Genomic DNA, 20,173 nt, shown 5'->3' on the forward strand with positions numbered 1-20,173 from the left:
CTATTTAACATAAAGAAAGCATATAAAGGTTTTGTCACTATTCAAGGGTGAAAAATAACATTTATATATAAATGGGATTTAAAATTAAAAATATGGATGAAAATATAGAAGTACTTAAAGGAATCGGACTGACAATGTATGAGGCTGAAGCATATGTAACACTCACTTCATTAATCTCATCAAATGCGACTGAAATAGCTGAAAAATCAGGCATCCCTCGAAGCAAAATATATGATGTTTTGAAAGGTTTGGTGAAAAAGAATTTTATTGATGTCGAGGATGGAAGGCCACTGACATACAACGTCAAATCACCTGTAGAAGTATTGGGCAGAGAAAAGGAAAGGCTTGACAATGAAATCGATGATACCATAACCAGACTGACTTATATCTATGAAAACGGTATGAGTCAAGTCCAGGCCCCAATCTGGAGAATATACGGTGTTGACAAAATCATTTCACAGGAACTGGAAATCATAAAAAGGGCCAAAAAATCTGTAAACATGAGAATAGGATTTCTATTTGAAGGCGAAGGAGAACAGCTAATAAAAGCATTCAGGTCAAGGCCAACATTAACAGTGAACATTCTGGCATCCCCAACATGTTACGTTAACAATGAGGAAGTAAATATCATTAAATTGTTTAAAGATGCCGACATCAACATCCAAAAGGCCGACATTCCATTTGTAAAGGTTCTGATTTCCGATTCAAAGGAAATGATGCATACCTATACTAAATTCAGTGAGGATAAACGTAACGTAATCCCTGAAACTTCAATCGGAATCTGGAACAAATATGAGGACGTAGCGAGAAATTATGATGAGAGATTCCTAAATCAACTTAAAAAAATTAAAAACAAGCAAAAGAAGAAAAATTCATAAGAATTTATCTTCAAAATCATCAAATACCTTCAACAGGAAATCATCCAAATGCATTTTAGCATCACTGACTATCCTTTCAGGAACATCCCAGTATGCACTGGCAATACTTCCGGCAATAGCTGCCTGAGTATCTGCATCGCCACCTAAAGATACTGCATTTCTGACAGTATCCTCAAAATCATTACCATCCAAAAAGCAGACTATTGATTCCGGAACGCTTCCGGCACAGGACACATCGAATGAGTAAACAGGCCTGATTTCATCAACGGTCCTGCTCAAATCATAACCGTACCTGACTTCAATGTGATTTCTAATTTCATCTTTGGAAGCACCAATACGGGCAAGATAAATCGCATCGTTTGTTGCTAATGCACCTTTAACGCCTTCAGGATGATTGTGGGTAACTATTGCAGACATTTCTGCCAATTTTTGTGACTCTTCAAGAGATTCGGCCACCCATGCACATGGAGATACACGCATAGCAGACCCATTTGCCCAGCTTCCGTAGGCTTCGGGAGATTCCTGACCCAACCAACGGTAAAAACTTCCGCCATAACCTGCATTGATATATTTGTTTCCAAAAAGCTTCAGATTTTTAATCAATGCATCTTTTGATTCACGGTCTTCACATAACCATTGAGCGACAGCCAATGTCATCACAGTATCGTCAGTGAATGTGGATCCTAACGGGAACAGGTCAAAATCTTTTGTTTTAATTGAGTAATGTTCCCTTGTTGAGCCGATAATGTCTCCTGCAATTGCACCTATAATTCCTTTCATGAAATCATATTGTGTTTAAGTAGTTAATAACATTATTGATTTAACCATGAAAAATTGTTTTAACCCTGCAAAATTGCTTTAAAATCAAAGAAAAAAGATATATAACATTTGAAATAAAATTATTCTTGATAATAGTTTCTATTATCACCAAAACAGAAATTTCTATAGCATATTCAAAAATTCAACAGAATCACTTCCTTGAATAAATTCATATACTATTGTTACTTAAAGGATATAGAAATTTCAATTCAAAACTAACATAGAAAATATTGTTTCAAAAAAAGATTCCGGATTTTATCTGGAATCTTAAAAAATTAAAAAAAGTGAGAGAAAAATTATGCACTTCTCTCAAGTACAAAATCTGCAATGTCAGCAAGTACCTGTTTAGATGAAGAATCATCCAATATTTCGAGTACTTCTTTAGCTTGGTTGACAGATTCTAATGCTAAATTGCGAGCATATTCAATAGCACCACAATTTGTTAAAATTTCAATTGCTTCATCTATCTCATCTTGAGAATTATTTTCAGCTTTTAAGATTTCGAGTAATCTGTCATCTTCAACACTTGCCAAACCTTTAATTGCAATAATGGTCATTTTTCCTTTTCCGATATCAGAACCGATTGGTTTACCTAATGTCTCTTCATCGGCTGCAATGTCAAGATAATCATCCTGAATCTGGAATGCAAGACCAATTAAACGACCGTATTCATACATAGCATCAATGACTTCATCAGATGCTCCGCCCATAATAGCTCCAGTTTTTGTTGCTGCTGCAATCAATGCGCCTGTTTTTTTGAAAATCATTTCCATGTATTCATCTTCAGTTACATCAAATCTTTCTTCAAAGCCCATATCCAAAGCTTGACCTTCACAGATTTTGACACATGCATCAGCAACGGTAGCTAAAGCCTTATTGTTCTGTTCAGAACTGGTTCCTTCAGAGCCAATGATAATTTCAAAAGCTTTAGAGAATAATGTGTCACCTGCTAAAATAGCCACATCATCACCCCAGACCTTATGAACGGAAGGCATTCCCCTTCTCATGTCATCCTGATCCATAATATCATCGTGGATAAGTGAAAATGTGTGAATCAATTCAATAGCTGCACCTGATTTTAATGCAGATTCACGAGCCCCACCAACAGCTTCAGCAGTTATTAAGGTTAAAGCAGGCCTGAGCATCTTTCCTCCAGCTCTTGTAAGATAAACAGATGCTTCTGCAAGATTATCTGGTGTAATTGTTGCCAATTCTTCTTCAATTGTTTTTGTAATATCACCTGAATAATTTCCAAGTACTTCTTTTACATCACTCATTTACATCCCTCTTAACTTTTAAAAACTTGTGCTTGAGCATTTCTTAAAATATGAATATCATAGCCTATTCTATATCCTTCTTCTTCAGCAAGTTCTGCATAAGCTGCAAGCATTGATAAATCTCCGTGTGCCGGAATAATATGTTGTGGTTTTAACATACGTAAGAATTCCCTATGATCTTCTCTTCCAGCGTGTCCGGAAACGTGAGCATTCGGATAAATTCTTGCACCTTTCAATTTTAATCTCCTTTCCATAATGTGCCTGTTTGCAGCATTGGTTGGATTTGGAATGATAGGTGCTGAAATAATTACATTATCTCCTTTTTTAATATTGAACGGAGTTCTGCCATTGGCAATTCTTGGAAGCAATGCATCAGGTTCACCTTGGTGACCTGTGGTTACAAGCAAATAGTTAGCCCTGTCTTCATCGGCTTTCATTAATGCCTTGTTAACTGCTTTTGGAGAACCGTAGATACTGGCATTTTTCGGCAATTTTAAAATTCCTAGATTTTGAGCTATACCACAGAATCTTTCCATTGATCTTCCAAGGAAGAATATTTCCCTGTGGCTTTTTTTAGCAATGTCTGCAATTGCCTGTACACGTTCAACGTGAGATGAGAAAGTTGTAACAATCATTCCTGTCCTCTCTTGTAGAGGTCCTCTCATAACATCTTCTAAAATGTTTCTAGCAATTCTTTCGGAATGTGTTTTAACTTCATTGTAATTTTTAGCATTTGTTGTCTCAACAATTAATGCAAGTACACCTTTCCTTCCGATTTCTTTAAGTCTTTTATAATCAGGAGGTGGTGATACTTTTTGATGATTGTCAAATTTGAAATCTAATGCATAAACAATAACTCCTTCTAGAGTATGCAATACCGGAAATACTGCCTGTGGGATACTGTGTGTTGATTGAACAAATTCTAAAGTAATATCCTTGGATAATTTCATTTTATTTCCAGGATTTAATGGTTTAATAGGGTTTGTTACTTTGAATTTACGTTCTCCCTTAATCTGTTTTTCAATTAAAGCAGCAGTATACGGTGTTCCTATTAATGGCGCATCATATCTGTGAGCCAATTTAGCAACTGCACCAATGTGGTCTAAGTGACCGTGGGAGAATACTATTCCTTTTACTTTACCGTCCACATCTTTCATTAATGTATCATCAGGAATAACTCCTCTTTCAATTAAATCTAAGCTATGCATCCTGTCTATATCTGTATCTTCGTGCATGCTAATTCTGTCTAGATGGATCCCCATATCGAAGATTACAACATCTTCACCAATTCTAATCGCAGTCATGTTTTTCCCGACTTCCTGGTATCCACCTATAGCGATTACTTCTACGCTCATGTTTTATCTCCTTGAATAATTCTTAGTGTTGATTCCTCGTTCATTGAGCCACTCTCTTGTTTTTCCACGTATAACAAGATTGGATTGTTTTAACTCTTCAATATTACTAGCTCCAACTAAAAACATTGCTATTCTAAGTGAATCATTGAATCTGTTAATAAACTTGTTTAACTGCTCTTGAGATGCTGAATTTTTCAAAAATGGCAATGCCATGCCCACTGCATCCGCTCCAAGAGCAATAGCTTTAGCGGCTTCAAGACCAGTTCTGATTCCACCGGATGAAATAACAGGAACATTGACAGCATTAGTTACTTCAGCAGTACTAATTGCTGTTGGAATTCCCCAATCCCAAAATATTTCACCTAAATATTTATCTTCGGACCTGTATGTTTCAACAGCTGCCCAACTGGTTCCGCCAGCACCTTCAATATCAATAAAGTCAACACCAGCTTCAACTAATTTTTTAGCTGATTCCTGGGATATTCCGCAACCTGTTTCCTTTGCAAGAACTGGAATATCTACAGTTTCAGTTATCTGACCAATTAAATCCAGATATCCTCTTGCATCTAAATCGCCTTCAGGCTGTATTGACTCTTGAAGAGGATTTAGATGAATAGCTAAAATATCCGCATCCAATATTTCAACAGCTTTCTCAGCTAAATTAAGTTGTGGTGCGCCAATATTACCAACAAGTAAACAATTTGGAGCATTTTCACGAACAACAGTGTAGGTATCCTCAAGTTCAGGATGTTCACATGCTGCTCTTTGAGAGCCTACTCCTAAAGCAATGTTATTATTTTCAGCTGCAATGGCTAATTGTTTATTAATAGTTTTTGCATCAGGATGACCGCCAGTAATAGCGGTGATAAATAAAGGGGAGTCTAATTTTTTACCAAAAACTGAAGTTGATAAATCAATTTCATTTTTATCCACTTCCGGCAAAACATTGTGAACTAATTCAATGTCTTCAAAACCGGTAGTTTTATTCTTAAACTCCACATCATAATTTTCACAAATTAATAAATGCTCTAATTTTCTATCTGAAATCATATGCTTAATTTCCCCTTGAAATTACAGTTCCTTTAACATCTTTGTTTTCTAATACTTTGAAAATATTGTCATTAACTTCAGCATTTATTATTTTAGATTCAATTCCTAAATCTGCTAAATATAATAGTTCTTTAATTTTCCCAACCATTCCACCGGTAACGTCCACATTGGTTGTTCCCTCTAAAGTTTCTAAGTCATCAAGTGAGGAAAACCTTTCAAAAAATATTGCATCATCATGTGTTTTAGGATTTTTATCATAAACGCCATCTACATCGGTTCCCAAAACAACCATGTCCGGATTTAAGTTCTTGGCCAGATATTGGATTATCTGATCTCCTGAAATAACACAGATTTCAAGTTCACTGTCTAAAACAACATCACCATATATTACAGGAATAAATCCCTTATTCAAATATTTGTTGAAATATTCAAGATTTCCATCAGTGATTCTTTTATTTGTTGCACTCATGAAACTTGAAGCCGGAATAGCAATAACAGGCAAACCCTCTTCGATAAAAGCTTCACAGATTAACATGTTCAATTTCTTAACGGCATTTTGAACTTCGCAAAAGCCTATTCTTTTTTGAGGATATTCGCTTTTGTCGAATTTTTCACCAATCTTATATTTTTTTGCAGGGGGATGGCCAAAGGACCCTGCACCATGAACAATAATCAATTCCTTATCGGATAACTCGAGTGAAGCTTTTATTTCGGATGCTATTCTTTTCAGGCTAACATTATCGACTTCACTTTCAGTTGAATCCTTATTGGTAAGTATACTTCCACCAATTTTTAAAATTATCATAAAAATCACTTGTAAACTCTTGAAGAAACACCTTTTCTTGTGAAATGGATTTTTAAAATATTATCATCACGGGCAATAGCATTTGCAACTTCCTCTACTTTTCCAGGACAAAGTGCAATAATACTACCTCCACCACCTGCACCGGTGGTTTTTGAACCTATAGCACCTGCTTCCCTTGCATTATATACCATACGAGATAATTCTAAAGTATTTACGCCAATCACATCTAAAAATCCATGATTTATATTCATTAGCTCTCCCACTTTATTAAAATCTCTTTTTAAAATAGCTTGTTTAGCGTAGTTTGTTAAATTTCCCATTGCAGTGATAACCGGATTGATGATTTTTGGGTTTCTATCTTTGAGATTTCTAACGTCTTTAACCATTTTTCCAGTGTTTCCATGTTTAGTGGTATAACCTACAACAAAAGGAACATTGAAATTAACATTGAAACGCTCAACTTTCTTATTTCTTGATAAATAAACAAGCCCTCCATATGTGGAAACCAATGTGTCCAAAGGACTGGCTACTCCCTGAACAGCCTGTTCAACCATGTGGGCATCGTGAGCTAAAGATTTTTTGTTAAAACGAATGTTATGATATCTGTATAATGCAGCAAGTGTCGCTACGGTTACTGCGGCAGAGGACCCGAGTCCAGATCCAATAGGCACATTTGATGTTAATGTAATGTCTATTGGAGTATGATCGTGAGATCTATAAACTGATTCTAAAATATATCTAATAATACCCGGTTTTCCTTTCCTTAAAATATATTTCTTTTCCCTGGTAAGAAGTTCAGCTTCAAAATTAATATTAGGGGCTCTAAAAATAGACTTTTCACATTCAGATTCTTTTACGGTGACATAAGCACGTTTATTGACAGCGCCAGCTATCGCTGGTTCACCATAAACTACTGAATGTTCTCCGAATAAAATTGCCTTTGCTGGAGCAGAAGCTTTAGCTATCATGAATACACCTTATTTAAAAATTCCAGAAGCATAACCTACAACAGAAGATAAGTCACCGGTAACATCGCCGCTAGTCCCATATGCCAATATTTCACAATCTGTTTTATCGGTCATCTTTGATAGGGAAATGGCTGTCATTACCGGACCATAACCACACATGGTGATATTGTATTGAATAACCTCTTCAAAAAGTTTGAATTCGTTCATTTCTTCAATATCTTCCAATACGAATCCGTCAACGGTATTCGCTTTTTCCTGATTGTTAAAATGAGATAAATCTGTACTTGCAATGACTGCGTAAGATTTTTTTAACTTTTTGGCTGCTTCAAAGATGGCCTTTGCCAAATCGCTTGAAGCTGAAAAAGACTGTGATCCCATTGTTATTGGAACAATGGAAAAGTCACTTGAAAAATATTGTAAAAATGGCAGTTGAACTTCTATGCTGTGTTCATATAAATGTGCAGTAAAATCAGCGGTTGCAATATCAGATTGAGAAATTATCTCATTTGCAAACTCATCATCAACTTTTACATTTCCCAGAGGGGTTTTCCATTCCCCTTCATTGAACACTGAAACTTCACTACCGTAACCAGTATGATTAGGACTTAATATAATAAAAACTTCAGGAAAACCATTTTGAACTAAATTGCAATAGCCGTGAGAAGCTATTGCACCAGAATATTGGTAACCTGCATGTGGGACCATAATGTTGATAGGGTAATCTATACCTTCAAAAGTGTTTAACTTTGGTATTTCCCCAACGCCAAAATCACCTAAAAAACATTCTTCAATAAGTTTTTTGAGACTTTCAGGATCATCTGGATAGAATGCTCCGGCTACAGCAGGTTGTCTTAACATTTAACTCATTTAGAATTTAAGTTCAAAGTCGGTTGCTTCAATATCTAAGTCACCGTCTTCAGGAATGTCTCCTCTTTCTCTTAAGATTTGTCTTGCAAGTAACCAGTATACTAAAGCGATAGCTTTTCTACCTTTGTTGTTTACAGGTACAGCAATGTCAACAAAACTGAGTAAGTTTTCAGTATCACATAATGCAATAACAGGAATACCATTTTGTTTGGATTCTAAGATTGCTTGAGCGTCAGATCTTGGGTCAGTTACTACAATGATTTTTGGTTCGATGAATTTAGCGTAGTTAGGGTTGGTTAAAGTTCCAGGGATGAATCTTCCAGGAATAGTTTTTGCACCGGTAATTTCACCGAATTTTTTAACAGGAGCTTGACCGTATTGTCTGGTAGCTACTACTAAAATGTCTTCAGGGTCGTATTTTGCTAAGAGTTTTGCGATTTGTCTGATTCTTTCATCAGTTTTTTGAATATCTAATACGTATAAACCGTCAGATCTTACTCTGAAAATGTATTTTTCCATATCGCTAGTTTTTTGTTGGGTTCCGATATGTAAACCTGCTGCTAAATAGTTATCTAAATCAATTAAAAGTTCGTTAGTCATTAATAATCACCTTTTTTTATTATTTAATCTTCATCTTCAATTTTTACACATTCATTTGGACAAACATCCATACATACTTCACAATAGCTGCAATCTTCTGGATTGTTGATTGTTATTTTGTCTCCTTCGAGAACTAAAACTTCCATCGGGCAAACGTCAGAACATTCTGCACAGTCAGCGCCGTCACATTTGTCATAATCAATAGTTACTTTAGCCATTTTTCTCTCTCCGTTAAAATATTATTAGAATTTGCCCATTTGTGAATTTGAAAGTTCTTCTTCAATACGAATAAGTTCATTTAATTTTGCTATTCTTTCACCGCCGATAGCTCCTGTCTTAATCAGTGGAGCTGCAAAACCAACAGCAAGATGTGCTATAGTTTCGTCAGTGGTTTCACCAGACCTGTGAGATACAACCGGTACAATATTATTCTCTTTTGCTAATTTGACAGTAGCATAAGTTTCTGATAATGAACCGATTTGATTAGGTTTAATGATAATAGCATTTGCGGCGTTCATCTCAATTCCTTTAGCCAATAACTCTTTATTAGTTACGAACAGGTCATCGCCACAAATTAAACACTTATTTCCTACTTTGGAAGTTAATTGAGAAAATCCTTCGAAATCTGATTCGTCGAATGGGTCTTCTACATAAAACATTTTATATGTATCAATGATATCTTTTACGAAATCAATTTGATCTCCGGTGTCTCTTTTAACACCATCTTGAGCATAAACATATTTTTGCTCACTAGCATTCCATAATTCAGAAGCTGCCATGTCTAAAGAAGGCCTGATTTCTATACCTAACTCATCACCAACTTCCTCACATGCTTTAGCTTGTATTTCCAAAGCAGCATCGTTAGTGATATTAGGCACCCATCCTCCTTCATCGCCTTTACCGCCAGTGAAATTGGAATCTTTAGTTTGAATAAGTTCTTTTAATCTTTTATGAACAGAAGCATTTGCAAAAATTGCATCGGCAACACTAGCAGCACCAACAGGCACAACTAAGAATTCCTGAATATCAGGTGCATTAATACCTGCATGCGCTCCACCATTCATCATATTTCCTAAAGGAAATGGCAATTCATTTACTAAATTTCCACCAATGTATTTGTATAACGGCATGTTATAAGATTTAGCGGCGGCTTTAGCTACAGCCATGGATACTGCTACAGTAGTGTTACCACCAATAGCTGCGAAGTTATCAGTACCATCGATTTCTTTTAACACTTCATCAATAGTAGTTAAATCTTCAGCATCCATACCGATGAGTTCAGAAGCTATGAACTCTTCCATTTCGCGGACTACAACATCCACTCCACCTTCTGGAAAAGATACCACTTCTCTGGAACCTGTACTAGCCCCACTTGGTGCAGCGGCTCTACCGAAACCATTCCAAGTGATAACATCCACTTCAATAGTTGGGTTACCTCTGCTATCCAAAATCTTACGAACTTGGACATCTTCTATTACACTATCCAAAAAAAACACCTCAGTGTCATTTAATTTGTTACCATATAATCTATACTCTTTAAAAAATCAGTAAGTTTCTTTATAGAGTTATGTTGGTATTTTTTATTTTTTTTAAATAAATTTAAGGAATAAATAGAAAAACTATTTATTCATCTCTAATAACATCTAATGGTAAAACTCCAGCTTTTAACTCCTCATAAGCTATGTCAATTGGATCAAGAGAATCCTTAATTTCAACTAACGGTTTAGCACCCATTGAAATTTGAATTGCCCTAGCCCCAAGGAGCCTAGCTCTTTCAAACCTTGTTAATTTTTTTTCAACATTCATGAATATTACTTCCATTTAGGCATATATTTTACCAAGATTATATTTTACAATAAAATATCCCTATGATTGTAAAATTATTCCCAAGTTTCCACATGGGAAATTAACATTCTTCTACAACAGTATCTAGTTAAACCTAAGTCATCTAAGACATCTTTTGACTTTTCTCCAGCTGCAACTCTTTTGTTATATTCATCAAAGTAAGCTGAAACTGGTTTTCCACAACTTAAGCATCTAATAGGAATCATTTATATCATCTTTTTGATTTAATTTAAATAAAATATAAAAGGTACAGAGTAATTATCTGTAACTTTTTTGTTTACGTGCTCTTGCACCAGGACCACCATATTTTTTAGGTTCTGAACGTCTTGGGTCACCAACTAACATAGTTCTGTCATATTGGGTGAATTTTTCTTTTAAATCCATATCTTGTGACCATTGGACGAGTCCTTTTGCAATTACCATACGTGCAGCTTCTGCTTGGCCCATTACTCCTCCACCAATAACGTGAATGTTAATGTCAACTTCGTTAGCTAAGTCTCCAGCTAAAGTTAATGGTTCTTGTAATTTTAAGTTTGCAAGTTCAGGGGAGTAAAGTTCTAAAGGAATTCTGTTAATTCTAACTTTACCAGTTCCTTCTTTAACAGTACCTCTTGCGATAGCTGTTTTACGTTTTCCACTTGTATGAATAACTTTAACCATAATCACACATCCGTTTATCTAAAAGGTAGCTCCTAAAAGTTTGGAGATTTCTCCTAATTCGATACCTTTTTTAATGTTTTTGTATTCTGCTTCAGGAACTGCAGTGAGTTCAGCATCTGCATATTCTGCTGGTACACCAACAAAAGCTTTTAATCCTTTGTATGCGGTTTTACCTTTAGATTTTTTGAAAGGTAACATTCCTCTTACAGTTCTTCTAAATATATCATCTGGTCTTCTAGGATATTTTGGACCTAAATCACGAGGGTTAGAAATACTTGCCCTGTCAACTCTTTGTTTGTATTTAGCATAAGCCCAGTCTTTATTACCAGTTAACATAATTTTTTCAGCATTAAGAATTACTACTTCTTCGCCTTCTAAAAGATTTTTACTAGTTATACTAGCTAATCTTCCTAAAACGCATCCTTCTCCATCAATAATCATAATAACACCCTATTTATTCCATGATCCTAATGTTTGATCCTTTAGGATTTGATTCGATTATCTCATCAATTGAGATGCATTCTCCACCAGCACTTTCAATTTTTTCTTGTGCTTTAGCTGAGAATTTTAATGCTACAACATCTACTTTTTCTTCTAAATTACCGTTTGATAAAACTTTACCTGGTACTAAAATAGTTTCACCTGCTTCAGCATTTCTTGCAATATCAGATAAATTTACTTCAGCGGTTCTTCTATTAGACCTTTCAAGTCTTTGTGCAACATCTTTCCAAATAGCTGCATCTTCACTTCTTGATTGTTCATAAAGTTTATTAATAAGTTCAATAAGGTTAGGATTTGTTTTTACTACTTTCTTAACCATTATTTACTTCCTCCTTCTTCACTAAATTTGATAAACTTTTCTGCTTTGTCACCTAATACATCACAAGCTTTTAATAAAACTTCTTTAGGAGGCATTGCTCCGTCTGTTTCAATTCTAAATATGAAATCATTTTCACGATATCCTACGTTAATATAACCATTAGCAGAAGCTCTTACACAGCTTTTGCACATAGCACAGTTTTCAATATCTAAAATTTTGATCTTTTTGGATCTTCTGTCAGATTTTAAAACTCCACGAGGACATGCTGAAGCACAATCGTAATCGATTTCTACATCATCATTGAATGTTATTTCCGGATATTGTTTGTATGCACAAACAGTGGTTGGCATCCATTTAGCATGGTCTTTACCGTATCCTGCTTTTGCAACAGCTTCAATGTTGATTTCTTCATCTTCTTTAAGTTTTACTAAAGGAATTGTGTCGTATACAGGTTTAATTTTTGAGTCTGAAGATATTAAATCTTTAGAATAAACTACTTTAGGTCCAAATTCTTTTAATTCGAAAAAAATACCTTTTTTACAATTATCTGCCCATGTTTCATGTTCTTCATCATATGCCCAACCTTCATCTTCAGGTAAAAGCATACCTTCAAGAGCATCCAAATCAGAAACTAAAGGAGTTAAACCAAGCCTATGAGCAAGTACCTCATTAAACATTGCAGAGTCATTTCTAATAATATTTACATCTTCAATTGCTATTTTAGGTACATTTACCATTGCACATCTTCTAATAGCATTGACAAAAGGTACTTCTGCATCGCGAACAACGAAAACCATTTCATTGTCGCTTTGACTTCTAACTTCTATCTCCATGTTAAACCCTTCCACTTAAACTCTTCTTCCTCTTTTACCACCAGGTCTTCCAGTACCGTCGTGAGGAATAGGAGTAATGTCTTCTATTTTTCCTATTTTAATTCCAGCTCTTGCTAAAGCACGGATAGTAGCTTGTGCACCAGGTCCAGGACTTCTAGGTCCATTTCCACCAGGAGCTCTTACTTTAATATGTAATCCAACAAATCCTTTTTCTTTAGCATCATCAGCTATTCTAGTTGCTGCAGCCATAGCTGCGAAAGGTGAAGCTTGTTGTCTGTCTGCACGTACAACTTTTCCACCAGACCATTGAGAAATAGTCTCAGCACCAGTAATATCTGTTACAGTAATAATAGTGTTATTAAATGATGAGTAAATATTTGCTATACCCCATTTTTCATCTTTTGCCATAGTTACACCCTTTATTCTTCTGTATTAGCTTTGTTATCCTTATTTTGGTTGTACTCTTCAATTTGTTTTGCTACAGGTGAAGAACGATAGAATCCAATTTCATCTTCTTGACCTTTCAATACTACATAACTTGGTGAGTTGATTTTTTTACCGTTTAAAGTTATGTGACCGTGTACAACGAACATTCTAGCTTCTTTAGGAGTACGAGCTAAACCTTTTTTGTATACGATAGTTTGTAATCTTCTTCTTAAGATATCTTCAACGTTTAAATCTAAAATATCTTCAAGAGCTGCACCTTCTGGCAAAACACCGGTTCTAGCTAAGTGTCCTAATAATTCTAATTTTTCTTTGACCATTTGATCAGTACCGAAACCAAGTAAGTATCTTGCTTCCCTACTGTATCTTCTGACTAAAGTATCAGCTTTCCAAATCTCTTTTTTGTTTTTTAAACCGTATTTAGTCATTAATTTGTTTTCATTTTTAATTCTTTCCGCATTCCAAGGATGTGGTGGTGTATTATACTTTTTCCTTGATTTTCTAGGTTGTCCCATTAAAACATCTCCTTAATAAAATTGAATTTAAATTAATTAATTTCTAAAAAAAAGCTCTATGCCTATCCGCGTGAACGTTTTACACCAACTGAAGAACTTTTTCTGAAAGTAGATTTGGTTCTTTGACCTCTAACAGGTAAACCAACTTCGTGTCTTCTACCTTTGTAACTTCTGGTCTTTTTCATCCTGTTTAAATCATCTCTTAAAGTCATGTCAAGATCAGATTCAATTAAGTGAATGTCATCACCAGTTTCGTAATCTTCTCTTCTGTTTAACATCCAAGTTGGAATGTCAAATTTCTGAGGATTTTCTAAAATTTCTTCAATTCTTAAAACATCTTCGTCAGCAATGTATCCAATTTTAGCGTCTAAATCTAAGTCTAAAGTACGACACATAGTTTTAGATAAAGATATTCCAACACCTTTAATTTCGGTTAAAGCTTGTTCAATGGTTTTGTTACCATTTACATCCTTTCTTGAAATACGCACTAAGTGCTTGAAATCGTCTTCCATTAAATAACCTCCATTTATAGAGCGAACCTACGAGACGTAAAATAATAGATTCGAATGCTTTGTTTTACAAAGCACAGTTCTTTCAACAATTTAAAACTTAGCATATTAGCTAAGAGTGCAAAAATATCAGTTTAACAAGTATTTATTTAATTAAAACAAAAAACTAAGTTAAAAACTAATAAACGCCGAGACTGGGATTTGAACCCAGGAGGGCGGAATGCCCACGAGATTTCCAGTCTCGCGCCTTACCAGGCTAGACTATCTCGGCATAAAATAGTTAGCAATACTTGCGCATCATATCATCTAGAATAATATGATAAAATAATATATTCACTTCAACATATATAAACTTATTGTTTATAATGGATATTTCAAGAAAAATAACATTTCCACTACCAATTATATTTTTCATCCTTTAAAAAACCACGGTTAAAACGATAAAGTATATCTAATGATTAATATATCTAATATATAGGTGATAAAATGGATATCCTAATGACTATTGTATTAATTGTAATAATTATATTCCTTATTGTTACTGTAGTACACTTATACAACAATTTAGTTAATCTTAGAAACCGTGTGAAAAACAGTTATTCTCAGATTGAAGTTCAATTAAAAAGAAGAAACGACCTAATACCAAATCTTGTGGAAACAGTCAAAGGTTATGCAGGACATGAAAAAGAAGTATTTGAAAATGTTACACAAGCCAGATCAAATGTCATGAACGCTTCAAACATTGACGAGACAAGTGCAGCCAATGACCAGTTAACAGGTGCACTGAAATCACTGTTTGCAGTGGCTGAAAACTATCCTGAACTAAAAGCCAACTCCAACTTCCAGCAATTACAGTCCGAATTAACTGAAACCGAAGATAAAATATCCTATGCAAGACAGTTCTATAATGATGTCGTTTTAAAATACAACAATGCTTGCGAACAGTTCCCAAGCAGCATCTTTGCTAAAATATTTAATTTCCATGAAGCTGAATTTTTCCAGGCTCCAGAAAGTGAAACAGCAGTTCCAGAAGTAAAATTTTAAAATAAAAAAAGGTGAAATTATATGAATGTTAAAAAAACACTTTGTATAATTTTATTAATTTTCATTTTATTTTCAACAATAACTCTAGTTTCAGCGGATGACGACAAAAGTTACAGCATCGATCAGGCATTCATTGAGCTTACAGTTGGAAATAATGGTCTACTGCATGTAGAGGAAATATATGATTATACATTCGACGGCAGCTTTAACGGAGTATATAGGGATATACCCCTAAAGACTGGTGAAAGTATCGACAATATTACGGTTACCACCGATGGCGCCTATTCCGTTACAAAGGTAACCGACGAAGGAAACAAGAAACACTTGAAGATTTATTTATATGCTGATGAGGCGCATACCAAACAGATTTCAGATACTGAGGTGTATGTCTATATCAGCTATGACATGAAAAATACAGTCACAATATTCAATGATGTTGCAGGACTTCAATACAAGCTCTGGGGAGAAGACTGGGAGAAGGGAGTGGATACATTGACTGCAATAGTCCATCTTCCGGGAAATGAGAGCATAAGCTATTTCTTAAATCCTCAGGAGTACAATTCCTCAAGCAGCTTAACAAATGACACAATATCCGTAACATCAAATCACATCCCGTCAGGCGAATTTTATGAATTGCTCGTATTAATGCCTGTAAGTGACTTTGACAATGCAACATATGCCAAACATGTAAATGAAAATGGTAGAGAAAAAATCATGCATAATCTGGAAGAAAGCGTTAACGGCAGAAACTTCTGGAACACTTCATTTATTGTTTTGGGATTATTATCCCTAATAAGTCCTATTGCAGCTATTTTCATCTACCTGAAATATGGAAGAGAACCTAAAGTCGATTATGATGGAATATACGAGAGGGAATTACCGACCAACGACCCTCCTGCAATGGTGAATGCATTAATAGATAATTCTCAAGATATCGGAACACCTAATATGCACGGATTTGAAGCTACAATACTTGATCTTATCAACAGGAAAGTGTTTGAACTTGAAACCAGAACTGATGCTAACACCAACATGAAGGAATTATTCTTGAAATTGAATAGGGAAAAAACCAATGACCTGGCAATTCATGAACATACAGTATTTGACATTATGGAGATGTTTTCAGACAGCCACGACATAGTTAACTTATCCAACTTAAATTCAGACCTGTCCCACGAATCCAATGCGAAACTCTTTATGGAAGAATATGAGGAATGGCAACAGGACGTTAAACACGAATACCTTGAAACAGAAGAGCTTGAAACATACTTCAATAATGAAGGGTCAGTCATTATGAAAATTCTGGGAATTGGGGGTTTAATTTTAGGAATTATAATATTTGTGCTTGGAATAATGACAAATCTGAACAATGGAGTGTATGCAATAGGCGGAGGAATCATACTTGCAATTTTTTCATTTATTGTACTGATGCTTCCGGAGGATATCTTTGGACAATGGACCCAAAAAGGCAGAGTGTTCTATCTTAAATGGAAAAACTTTAAGAAGTTCCTAAAAGACAACAGTCTAATTAATGAACACCCTCCAGAATCCATAGTGATATGGAAACAGTACCTGATTTATGGTGCTGCACTTGGAGTAGCCGACAACGTTTATGATGCAATGAAACTTCAGGAAAAAAACATATCCTACTATGATGATGACCTATTCCTATACCACCATTATGGAGGATACTACATAATGCACGAAGCATTCAAAACTGGTGAAAGCGCTGCTAATCCTTCATCATCCGATTCAGGCAGTTTTGGAAGCCTCGGCGGAGGATCAGGTGGCGGAGGTGGAGGAGCATTTTAGCTACTCCATTTCTTATTTTTTTAAAACAATACCATCAACTTCCAGAAACCATTAAATTTTAATTGATTGAATTAGTTAATGTAGATGTTTAATTCGAAAAACTCAAAAAAATAACCATAGAATAAATTAAATGAAAATAGATTCAATGAAATTAAAAAGAAAATAAAAATATTAAAAATAAATTATCCTCCATTGAATATAATGGGGACTTATTTTTTCACAGAAAATTAAAAAAAATTGAAAAATAAATTTTATTTTTCAGGTGGCGCTGGCATATAAGGAATTAACGCTTCTGCCAGTCTGCTGATTGGCATAGTCTGCAGCCATACCTTTCCAGGTCCTGTTAATTTGGTAAAGAACAATCCCTCACCAAATAGCATATTTTTAACCCCTTTAACTCTTTCAATGTCAAAATCAACAGATTCTTCCATTGCCGCAACATGACCAGGATCGGTCAATATTGATTCGCCAGGTTTTAAATCTTTTTCAATTACTTCACCGTCAATTTCTAAAAAGAGCATTCCATTACCTGTGAATTTTTGAAGAATGAAACCTTCACCACCAAAAATTCCCGCACCGAGTTTGGTTCTGTAATATACATCTACCTCGACACTATCTTCAGCAGCAAGAAATGCATTTTTCTGACCAATGATAGTGTTAGATCCATTCAATCTTATTGGTATGATTTTTCCAGGAGTGCATGAAGAAAATCCTATTTGTTGATTATCTGATTCTGCTGTAAAGAAATTTAAAAAAAGAGTATCTCCTGAAAAGACTCTTCCGATTCCTTTTAAAAGACCTCCTCCAGTATTAGTATCCATTTTCATGTCAGAAGTCATGAACGCCATTGCTCCTGTTTCATTTTGCATGGTTTCACCCCTCTGTAATGTGCAAATTACAATAGGAAATGAACCTCCAGATATTTCATATTCCATAATATCCCCTAAATTAGTTAGTAATACATTACAATTTCATAATATAGATAGTTTATGGATAAATATTAAAAATAAGAAAAAATAGTGAGATTATTTCCAAAATCTTGGATAAGTGTCAGGTTTCATAAATACTTTACTGACGTTAACTGCAAAACCGGAATCGGCTTCTAAAATTTCATTGGAATTCAATAATGAATGACCTGCTCCAACCAATTCACCTTTAAGGGTTTCAATTGCAACAATATCATTTTTCTGAATGTTATCAGCCAGCTGGGAAATACCGCCGCATGCAAGGTCAGCACCATGGCAAACAGCATCAACTGCTGAGTCCTTAATAACAATCTTTGGAAGGTAATCTGCAGCTCTTTCCATCGGCATGATGGCCTGGCGCAAGAATGATTCATCGCCGTCTTCCTTCCAGAAATGATATGCATCTGTAACATCCTGCAATGTTACTAAGTTATTTTTTTCAGTGAAAGAACCTACCTGTGTTCTTCTAAGTTCAGCCATATGAGCGCCTACACCCAAAGCTTCGCCGATATTGTGACAGTATGTTCTAACGTATGTTCCTGCTTCACAACCAATTCTGAAAAGCACATCTCTACCTTCAATCTCATAAATGGTAGAATAGTAAATGTTACGTGTTCTCAATTCACGTTTTACAGCTGATTTTACTGGAGGCAATTGGAAAATTTTTCCTGTAAATTCAGCAAAGACTTCCCGAATTCTTTCTTCAGAAACATCCTGATGGAAAGTTAACAAGCACACATACTCCTTAGGAGCAGTTAACAAAAGTTGTATTGCACGGGTTGCCTCATCCAAACCCACAGGTAAAATTCCAGTTACCTTAGGATCCAGTGTACCTCCGTGGCCTGATTTTTCCAACGGTAAAATTCGTTTAATCCAGGAGTCTATTTCATGAGAAGTTGGACCTGATGGTTTATCTAGATTAATTACTCCTTTAGAAATATAATCAGTGATTTCTCTCTCTTCAGGCTTACACCCAAAATCAGGATTTGTAAAACTGCTAGATTTTGTAACCATGTCAAATTTCATGAAAAAAACCTTAAAAATAGTAAATAAAAAAAAGATATGAATAATATGATTAATTATTCATTTATAAGTCAGCTAAAGCTGCTTTGATAGATTCGATATCGCCAGAAACATCGATAGTTTCTTCGGTTGGTTCTAAGTGAGCAATATTACATCTTCTGTTTTTGACTGCTTCACCAACAACTTCAACAAAGTTTTCGTCGATAATTTCTACGATTGCGCATTTTTCGCCTGCTTCTCTACCAGCAATTTTAACACATACTCTACCTACTTCGATTGATGCCATTTATATCACCTTTAATGTTTGAATAATGATTTCTGATACATTTTCAGGATTGAAAGTATCAGTATTTATAATTAAATCATAGATATCCATATTAGAAATGTCAATATTATGGATTTCCATGTATCTTAAGGCTTCGCTTTTTTCACGAATAACAATTTCGTCTTTAGCTACATCCACAGTCTTATCTTCCCTTTCAGCTATTCGTTTAGATCTAACATCAAATGGAGTTACTAACCAAAGTCTTAAATCGGCATTATCAACAAAGTATGCTGATAATCTGCCTTCAATGATAAGATTTTCTGCTTCCTTAGCTTTTTGAGCTTGCCTTTTATCAATTTCTTTATCAATATCATCATTACCTTCAGCAAATTCACTAAACTCAAGAACACTCATGCCCCTTTCTGCAGCCATTTCCCTAAAAACAAATCCTGCAGAAATGTAAGGAATATCCAACTTTTCTGAGAGAAGCTCAGCAGTAGTTGTTGTTCCGGTTCCCGCTAATCCGCCGATTGTAATTATCATTATTTTCTAGCCTCGTTTTTGAAATGTTTACGAGCACAACTTGAGCATAAGTACCCACCGTATGGACGGCTAGGTCTTTTAGCTGTTTTTGATAATTTTCCAATTTCATATGGACGTCCACGAGGAACTCCATGTAAGACTGCACCACATTCAGCACAAACATGCTTAGATGGTTTTTTCTTTTTGTATCTTAAAACATTTTCTCCACCAGGAGTGTTTTTATGAACTCTTTTATATGATCTTGATCTAAACCTATTTGCAGGCATTTAATCACCT

General features: G+C 35.1%; 27 protein-coding genes and 1 tRNA gene. 3 read left to right on the forward strand and 25 right to left on the reverse strand.

The annotated features are described in order from the left end of the window. The first annotated feature begins 92 nt into the window (after nt 1–92). The gene (locus ACKI30_RS07785) at nt 93–878 is read left to right on the forward strand and encodes a TrmB family transcriptional regulator (protein WP_407411384.1); all 786 of its coding nucleotides are present in this window, start codon (nt 93–95) and stop codon (nt 876–878) included. Here the strand turns inward: ACKI30_RS07785 and ACKI30_RS07790 are convergent. The 20 genes from ACKI30_RS07790 to ACKI30_RS07885 all read right to left on the reverse strand — a co-directional run bounded on the left by ACKI30_RS07790 (nt 873) and on the right by ACKI30_RS07885 (nt 14,516). Next, entirely contained in the window at nt 873–1,658 is a 786-nt protein-coding gene (locus ACKI30_RS07790) for an ADP-ribosylglycohydrolase family protein (protein WP_407411386.1), read from the reverse strand. The two genes, ACKI30_RS07785 and ACKI30_RS07790, sit on opposite strands and share 6 nt — an antisense overlap. Before the next feature lie 335 nt (nt 1,659–1,993). Then, the gene (gene idsA, locus ACKI30_RS07795) at nt 1,994–2,974 is read right to left on the reverse strand and encodes a short chain isoprenyl diphosphate synthase IdsA (protein ID WP_407411388.1); all 981 of its coding nucleotides are present in this window, start codon (nt 2,972–2,974) and stop codon (nt 1,994–1,996) included. A gap of 11 nt (nt 2,975–2,985) precedes the next feature. Next, the gene (locus ACKI30_RS07800) at nt 2,986–4,329 is read right to left on the reverse strand and encodes an RNase J family beta-CASP ribonuclease (RefSeq protein WP_407411390.1); all 1,344 of its coding nucleotides are present in this window, start codon (nt 4,327–4,329) and stop codon (nt 2,986–2,988) included. A 3-nt stretch (nt 4,330–4,332) separates the two neighbouring features. Further along, nucleotides 4,333–5,379 carry a type 2 isopentenyl-diphosphate Delta-isomerase gene (fni, locus tag ACKI30_RS07805; RefSeq protein WP_407411392.1) on the reverse strand — a complete coding sequence of 349 codons (1,047 nt, stop codon included), beginning with the start codon at nt 5,377–5,379 and terminating at the stop codon, nt 4,333–4,335. A 4-nt stretch (nt 5,380–5,383) separates the two neighbouring features. Beyond that, complete coding sequence (locus ACKI30_RS07810) at nt 5,384–6,184, reverse strand: isopentenyl phosphate kinase (protein WP_407411394.1); 801 nt, start codon at nt 6,182–6,184, stop codon at nt 5,384–5,386. A 5-nt stretch (nt 6,185–6,189) separates the two neighbouring features. Further along, complete coding sequence (gene mvk / locus ACKI30_RS07815; RefSeq protein WP_407411396.1) at nt 6,190–7,152, reverse strand: mevalonate kinase; 963 nt, start codon at nt 7,150–7,152, stop codon at nt 6,190–6,192. 9 nt (nt 7,153–7,161) lie between these two features. Then, on the reverse strand, nt 7,162–8,010 hold the full coding sequence (gene amrB / locus ACKI30_RS07820) for an AmmeMemoRadiSam system protein B (protein ID WP_407411398.1): 849 nt from the start codon (nt 8,008–8,010) through the stop codon (nt 7,162–7,164). A gap of 9 nt (nt 8,011–8,019) precedes the next feature. After that, a complete protein-coding gene (gene rpsB, locus ACKI30_RS07825) occupies nt 8,020–8,619 on the reverse strand; it encodes a 30S ribosomal protein S2 (RefSeq protein ID WP_292740274.1) in 600 nt (199 codons plus the stop codon). Between the two features lie 23 nt (nt 8,620–8,642). Further along, nucleotides 8,643–8,837 carry a 4Fe-4S dicluster domain-containing protein gene (locus ACKI30_RS07830; protein ID WP_292740276.1) on the reverse strand — a complete coding sequence of 65 codons (195 nt, stop codon included), beginning with the start codon at nt 8,835–8,837 and terminating at the stop codon, nt 8,643–8,645. 24 nt (nt 8,838–8,861) lie between these two features. Beyond that, nucleotides 8,862–10,106: a phosphopyruvate hydratase gene (gene eno, locus ACKI30_RS07835; protein WP_407411401.1), complete on the reverse strand. Its 1,245-nt coding sequence runs from the start codon at nt 10,104–10,106 to the stop codon at nt 8,862–8,864. Between the two features lie 136 nt (nt 10,107–10,242). Continuing rightward, nucleotides 10,243–10,440, reverse strand: coding sequence for a DNA-directed RNA polymerase subunit K (locus ACKI30_RS07840; protein ID WP_292740280.1), 198 nt, complete (start codon nt 10,438–10,440; stop codon nt 10,243–10,245). A 59-nt stretch (nt 10,441–10,499) separates the two neighbouring features. After that, entirely contained in the window at nt 10,500–10,670 is a 171-nt protein-coding gene (locus tag ACKI30_RS07845) for a DNA-directed RNA polymerase subunit N (RefSeq protein ID WP_042694539.1), read from the reverse strand. 52 nt (nt 10,671–10,722) lie between these two features. Further along, nucleotides 10,723–11,124 (reverse strand): 30S ribosomal protein S9, encoded by a 402-nt coding sequence (locus ACKI30_RS07850; RefSeq protein WP_292740282.1) that lies wholly within the window; start codon nt 11,122–11,124, stop codon nt 10,723–10,725. Nucleotides 11,125–11,142: 18 nt separating this feature from the next. Then, nucleotides 11,143–11,565 (reverse strand): 50S ribosomal protein L13, encoded by a 423-nt coding sequence (locus tag ACKI30_RS07855; RefSeq protein ID WP_292740284.1) that lies wholly within the window; start codon nt 11,563–11,565, stop codon nt 11,143–11,145. Nucleotides 11,566–11,578: 13 nt separating this feature from the next. Beyond that, nucleotides 11,579–11,944 (reverse strand): 50S ribosomal protein L18e, encoded by a 366-nt coding sequence (locus tag ACKI30_RS07860; RefSeq protein ID WP_292740286.1) that lies wholly within the window; start codon nt 11,942–11,944, stop codon nt 11,579–11,581. Continuing rightward, nucleotides 11,944–12,777: a DNA-directed RNA polymerase subunit D gene (locus ACKI30_RS07865; RefSeq protein ID WP_407411404.1), complete on the reverse strand. Its 834-nt coding sequence runs from the start codon at nt 12,775–12,777 to the stop codon at nt 11,944–11,946. The genes ACKI30_RS07860 and ACKI30_RS07865 overlap by 1 nt, the downstream gene beginning before the upstream one ends. 15 nt (nt 12,778–12,792) lie before the next feature. Beyond that, on the reverse strand, nt 12,793–13,185 hold the full coding sequence (locus ACKI30_RS07870; RefSeq protein ID WP_069574667.1) for a 30S ribosomal protein S11: 393 nt from the start codon (nt 13,183–13,185) through the stop codon (nt 12,793–12,795). A gap of 11 nt (nt 13,186–13,196) precedes the next feature. Further along, on the reverse strand, nt 13,197–13,736 hold the full coding sequence (locus ACKI30_RS07875) for a 30S ribosomal protein S4 (protein WP_292740290.1): 540 nt from the start codon (nt 13,734–13,736) through the stop codon (nt 13,197–13,199). A 62-nt stretch (nt 13,737–13,798) separates the two neighbouring features. Beyond that, nucleotides 13,799–14,248, reverse strand: a complete 450-nt coding sequence (locus tag ACKI30_RS07880; protein ID WP_292740292.1) for a 30S ribosomal protein S13 — start codon at nt 14,246–14,248, stop codon at nt 13,799–13,801. 183 nt (nt 14,249–14,431) lie between these two features. Beyond that, nucleotides 14,432–14,516, reverse strand: a tRNA-Ser gene (locus ACKI30_RS07885). A gap of 215 nt (nt 14,517–14,731) precedes the next feature. On the opposite strand from ACKI30_RS07885, the gene ACKI30_RS07890 reads away from it, so the two are divergent. Next, the gene (locus tag ACKI30_RS07890; RefSeq protein WP_407411407.1) at nt 14,732–15,289 is read left to right on the forward strand and encodes a LemA family protein; all 558 of its coding nucleotides are present in this window, start codon (nt 14,732–14,734) and stop codon (nt 15,287–15,289) included. Nucleotides 15,290–15,310: 21 nt separating this feature from the next. Next, nucleotides 15,311–17,101: a DUF2207 domain-containing protein gene (locus tag ACKI30_RS07895; protein ID WP_407411408.1), complete on the forward strand. Its 1,791-nt coding sequence runs from the start codon at nt 15,311–15,313 to the stop codon at nt 17,099–17,101. Between the two features lie 251 nt (nt 17,102–17,352). Here the strand turns inward: ACKI30_RS07895 and ACKI30_RS07900 are convergent, their stop codons facing one another. The 5 genes from ACKI30_RS07900 to ACKI30_RS07920 all read right to left on the reverse strand — a co-directional run bounded on the left by ACKI30_RS07900 (nt 17,353) and on the right by ACKI30_RS07920 (nt 20,163). Beyond that, entirely contained in the window at nt 17,353–18,036 is a 684-nt protein-coding gene (locus ACKI30_RS07900) for a TIGR00266 family protein (protein ID WP_407411410.1), read from the reverse strand. 90 nt (nt 18,037–18,126) lie between these two features. After that, the gene (locus ACKI30_RS07905) at nt 18,127–19,092 is read right to left on the reverse strand and encodes an RNA-guided pseudouridylation complex pseudouridine synthase subunit Cbf5 (protein WP_407411412.1); all 966 of its coding nucleotides are present in this window, start codon (nt 19,090–19,092) and stop codon (nt 18,127–18,129) included. Nucleotides 19,093–19,153: 61 nt separating this feature from the next. Continuing rightward, nucleotides 19,154–19,375 carry a 50S ribosomal protein L14e gene (locus ACKI30_RS07910; protein WP_292740303.1) on the reverse strand — a complete coding sequence of 74 codons (222 nt, stop codon included), beginning with the start codon at nt 19,373–19,375 and terminating at the stop codon, nt 19,154–19,156. Then, the gene (gene cmk, locus ACKI30_RS07915) at nt 19,376–19,897 is read right to left on the reverse strand and encodes a (d)CMP kinase (protein ID WP_407411414.1); all 522 of its coding nucleotides are present in this window, start codon (nt 19,895–19,897) and stop codon (nt 19,376–19,378) included. It abuts the gene before it with no gap. After that, complete coding sequence (locus ACKI30_RS07920) at nt 19,897–20,163, reverse strand: 50S ribosomal protein L34e (protein ID WP_292740307.1); 267 nt, start codon at nt 20,161–20,163, stop codon at nt 19,897–19,899. Before ACKI30_RS07920 ends, cmk begins: the two co-directional genes overlap by 1 nt. Nucleotides 20,164–20,173: the final 10 nt, after the last annotated feature.

Origin of the sequence: Methanobrevibacter sp. (genome assembly GCF_045539575.1) — an archaeon.
GTDB lineage: Archaea > Methanobacteriota > Methanobacteria > Methanobacteriales > Methanobacteriaceae > Methanocatella.

Excerpts from the sequence above, each read along its gene's own strand:
- ACKI30_RS07910 (WP_292740303.1), bottom strand. The coding sequence starts at position 19,375 with ATGGCATCAATCGAAGTAGGTAGAGTATGTGTTAAAATTGCTGGTAGA.
- ACKI30_RS07840 (WP_292740280.1), bottom strand. The coding sequence starts at position 10,440 with ATGGAAGTAATATTCATGAATGTTGAAAAAAAATTAACAAGGTTTGAA.
- idsA (WP_407411388.1), bottom strand. The coding sequence starts at position 2,974 with ATGAGTGATGTAAAAGAAGTACTTGGAAATTATTCAGGTGATATTACA.
- ACKI30_RS07870 (WP_069574667.1), bottom strand. The coding sequence starts at position 13,185 with ATGGCAAAAGATGAAAAATGGGGTATAGCAAATATTTACTCATCATTT.
- ACKI30_RS07850 (WP_292740282.1), bottom strand. The coding sequence starts at position 11,124 with ATGGTTAAAGTTATTCATACAAGTGGAAAACGTAAAACAGCTATCGCA.
- ACKI30_RS07790 (WP_407411386.1), bottom strand. The coding sequence starts at position 1,658 with ATGAAAGGAATTATAGGTGCAATTGCAGGAGACATTATCGGCTCAACA.
- ACKI30_RS07810 (WP_407411394.1), bottom strand. The coding sequence starts at position 6,184 with ATGATAATTTTAAAAATTGGTGGAAGTATACTTACCAATAAGGATTCA.
- ACKI30_RS07905 (WP_407411412.1), bottom strand. The coding sequence starts at position 19,092 with ATGAAATTTGACATGGTTACAAAATCTAGCAGTTTTACAAATCCTGAT.
- ACKI30_RS07900 (WP_407411410.1), bottom strand. The coding sequence starts at position 18,036 with ATGGAATATGAAATATCTGGAGGTTCATTTCCTATTGTAATTTGCACA.
- ACKI30_RS07890 (WP_407411407.1), top strand. The coding sequence starts at position 14,732 with ATGGATATCCTAATGACTATTGTATTAATTGTAATAATTATATTCCTT.
- cmk (WP_407411414.1), bottom strand. The coding sequence starts at position 19,897 with ATGATAATTACAATCGGCGGATTAGCGGGAACCGGAACAACAACTACT.
- fni (WP_407411392.1), bottom strand. The coding sequence starts at position 5,379 with ATGATTTCAGATAGAAAATTAGAGCATTTATTAATTTGTGAAAATTAT.
- ACKI30_RS07830 (WP_292740276.1), bottom strand. The coding sequence starts at position 8,837 with ATGGCTAAAGTAACTATTGATTATGACAAATGTGACGGCGCTGACTGT.
- ACKI30_RS07865 (WP_407411404.1), bottom strand. The coding sequence starts at position 12,777 with ATGGAGATAGAAGTTAGAAGTCAAAGCGACAATGAAATGGTTTTCGTT.
- ACKI30_RS07800 (WP_407411390.1), bottom strand. The coding sequence starts at position 4,329 with ATGAGCGTAGAAGTAATCGCTATAGGTGGATACCAGGAAGTCGGGAAA.
- rpsB (WP_292740274.1), bottom strand. The coding sequence starts at position 8,619 with ATGACTAACGAACTTTTAATTGATTTAGATAACTATTTAGCAGCAGGT.
- ACKI30_RS07855 (WP_292740284.1), bottom strand. The coding sequence starts at position 11,565 with ATGATTATTGATGGAGAAGGATGCGTTTTAGGAAGATTAGCTAGTATA.
- ACKI30_RS07920 (WP_292740307.1), bottom strand. The coding sequence starts at position 20,163 with ATGCCTGCAAATAGGTTTAGATCAAGATCATATAAAAGAGTTCATAAA.
- ACKI30_RS07880 (WP_292740292.1), bottom strand. The coding sequence starts at position 14,248 with ATGGAAGACGATTTCAAGCACTTAGTGCGTATTTCAAGAAAGGATGTA.
- amrB (WP_407411398.1), bottom strand. The coding sequence starts at position 8,010 with ATGTTAAGACAACCTGCTGTAGCCGGAGCATTCTATCCAGATGATCCT.
- ACKI30_RS07860 (WP_292740286.1), bottom strand. The coding sequence starts at position 11,944 with ATGGTTAAGAAAGTAGTAAAAACAAATCCTAACCTTATTGAACTTATT.
- ACKI30_RS07875 (WP_292740290.1), bottom strand. The coding sequence starts at position 13,736 with ATGGGACAACCTAGAAAATCAAGGAAAAAGTATAATACACCACCACAT.
- ACKI30_RS07845 (WP_042694539.1), bottom strand. The coding sequence starts at position 10,670 with ATGATTCCTATTAGATGCTTAAGTTGTGGAAAACCAGTTTCAGCTTAC.
- mvk (WP_407411396.1), bottom strand. The coding sequence starts at position 7,152 with ATGATAGCTAAAGCTTCTGCTCCAGCAAAGGCAATTTTATTCGGAGAA.
- ACKI30_RS07785 (WP_407411384.1), top strand. The coding sequence starts at position 93 with ATGGATGAAAATATAGAAGTACTTAAAGGAATCGGACTGACAATGTAT.
- ACKI30_RS07895 (WP_407411408.1), top strand. The coding sequence starts at position 15,311 with ATGAATGTTAAAAAAACACTTTGTATAATTTTATTAATTTTCATTTTA.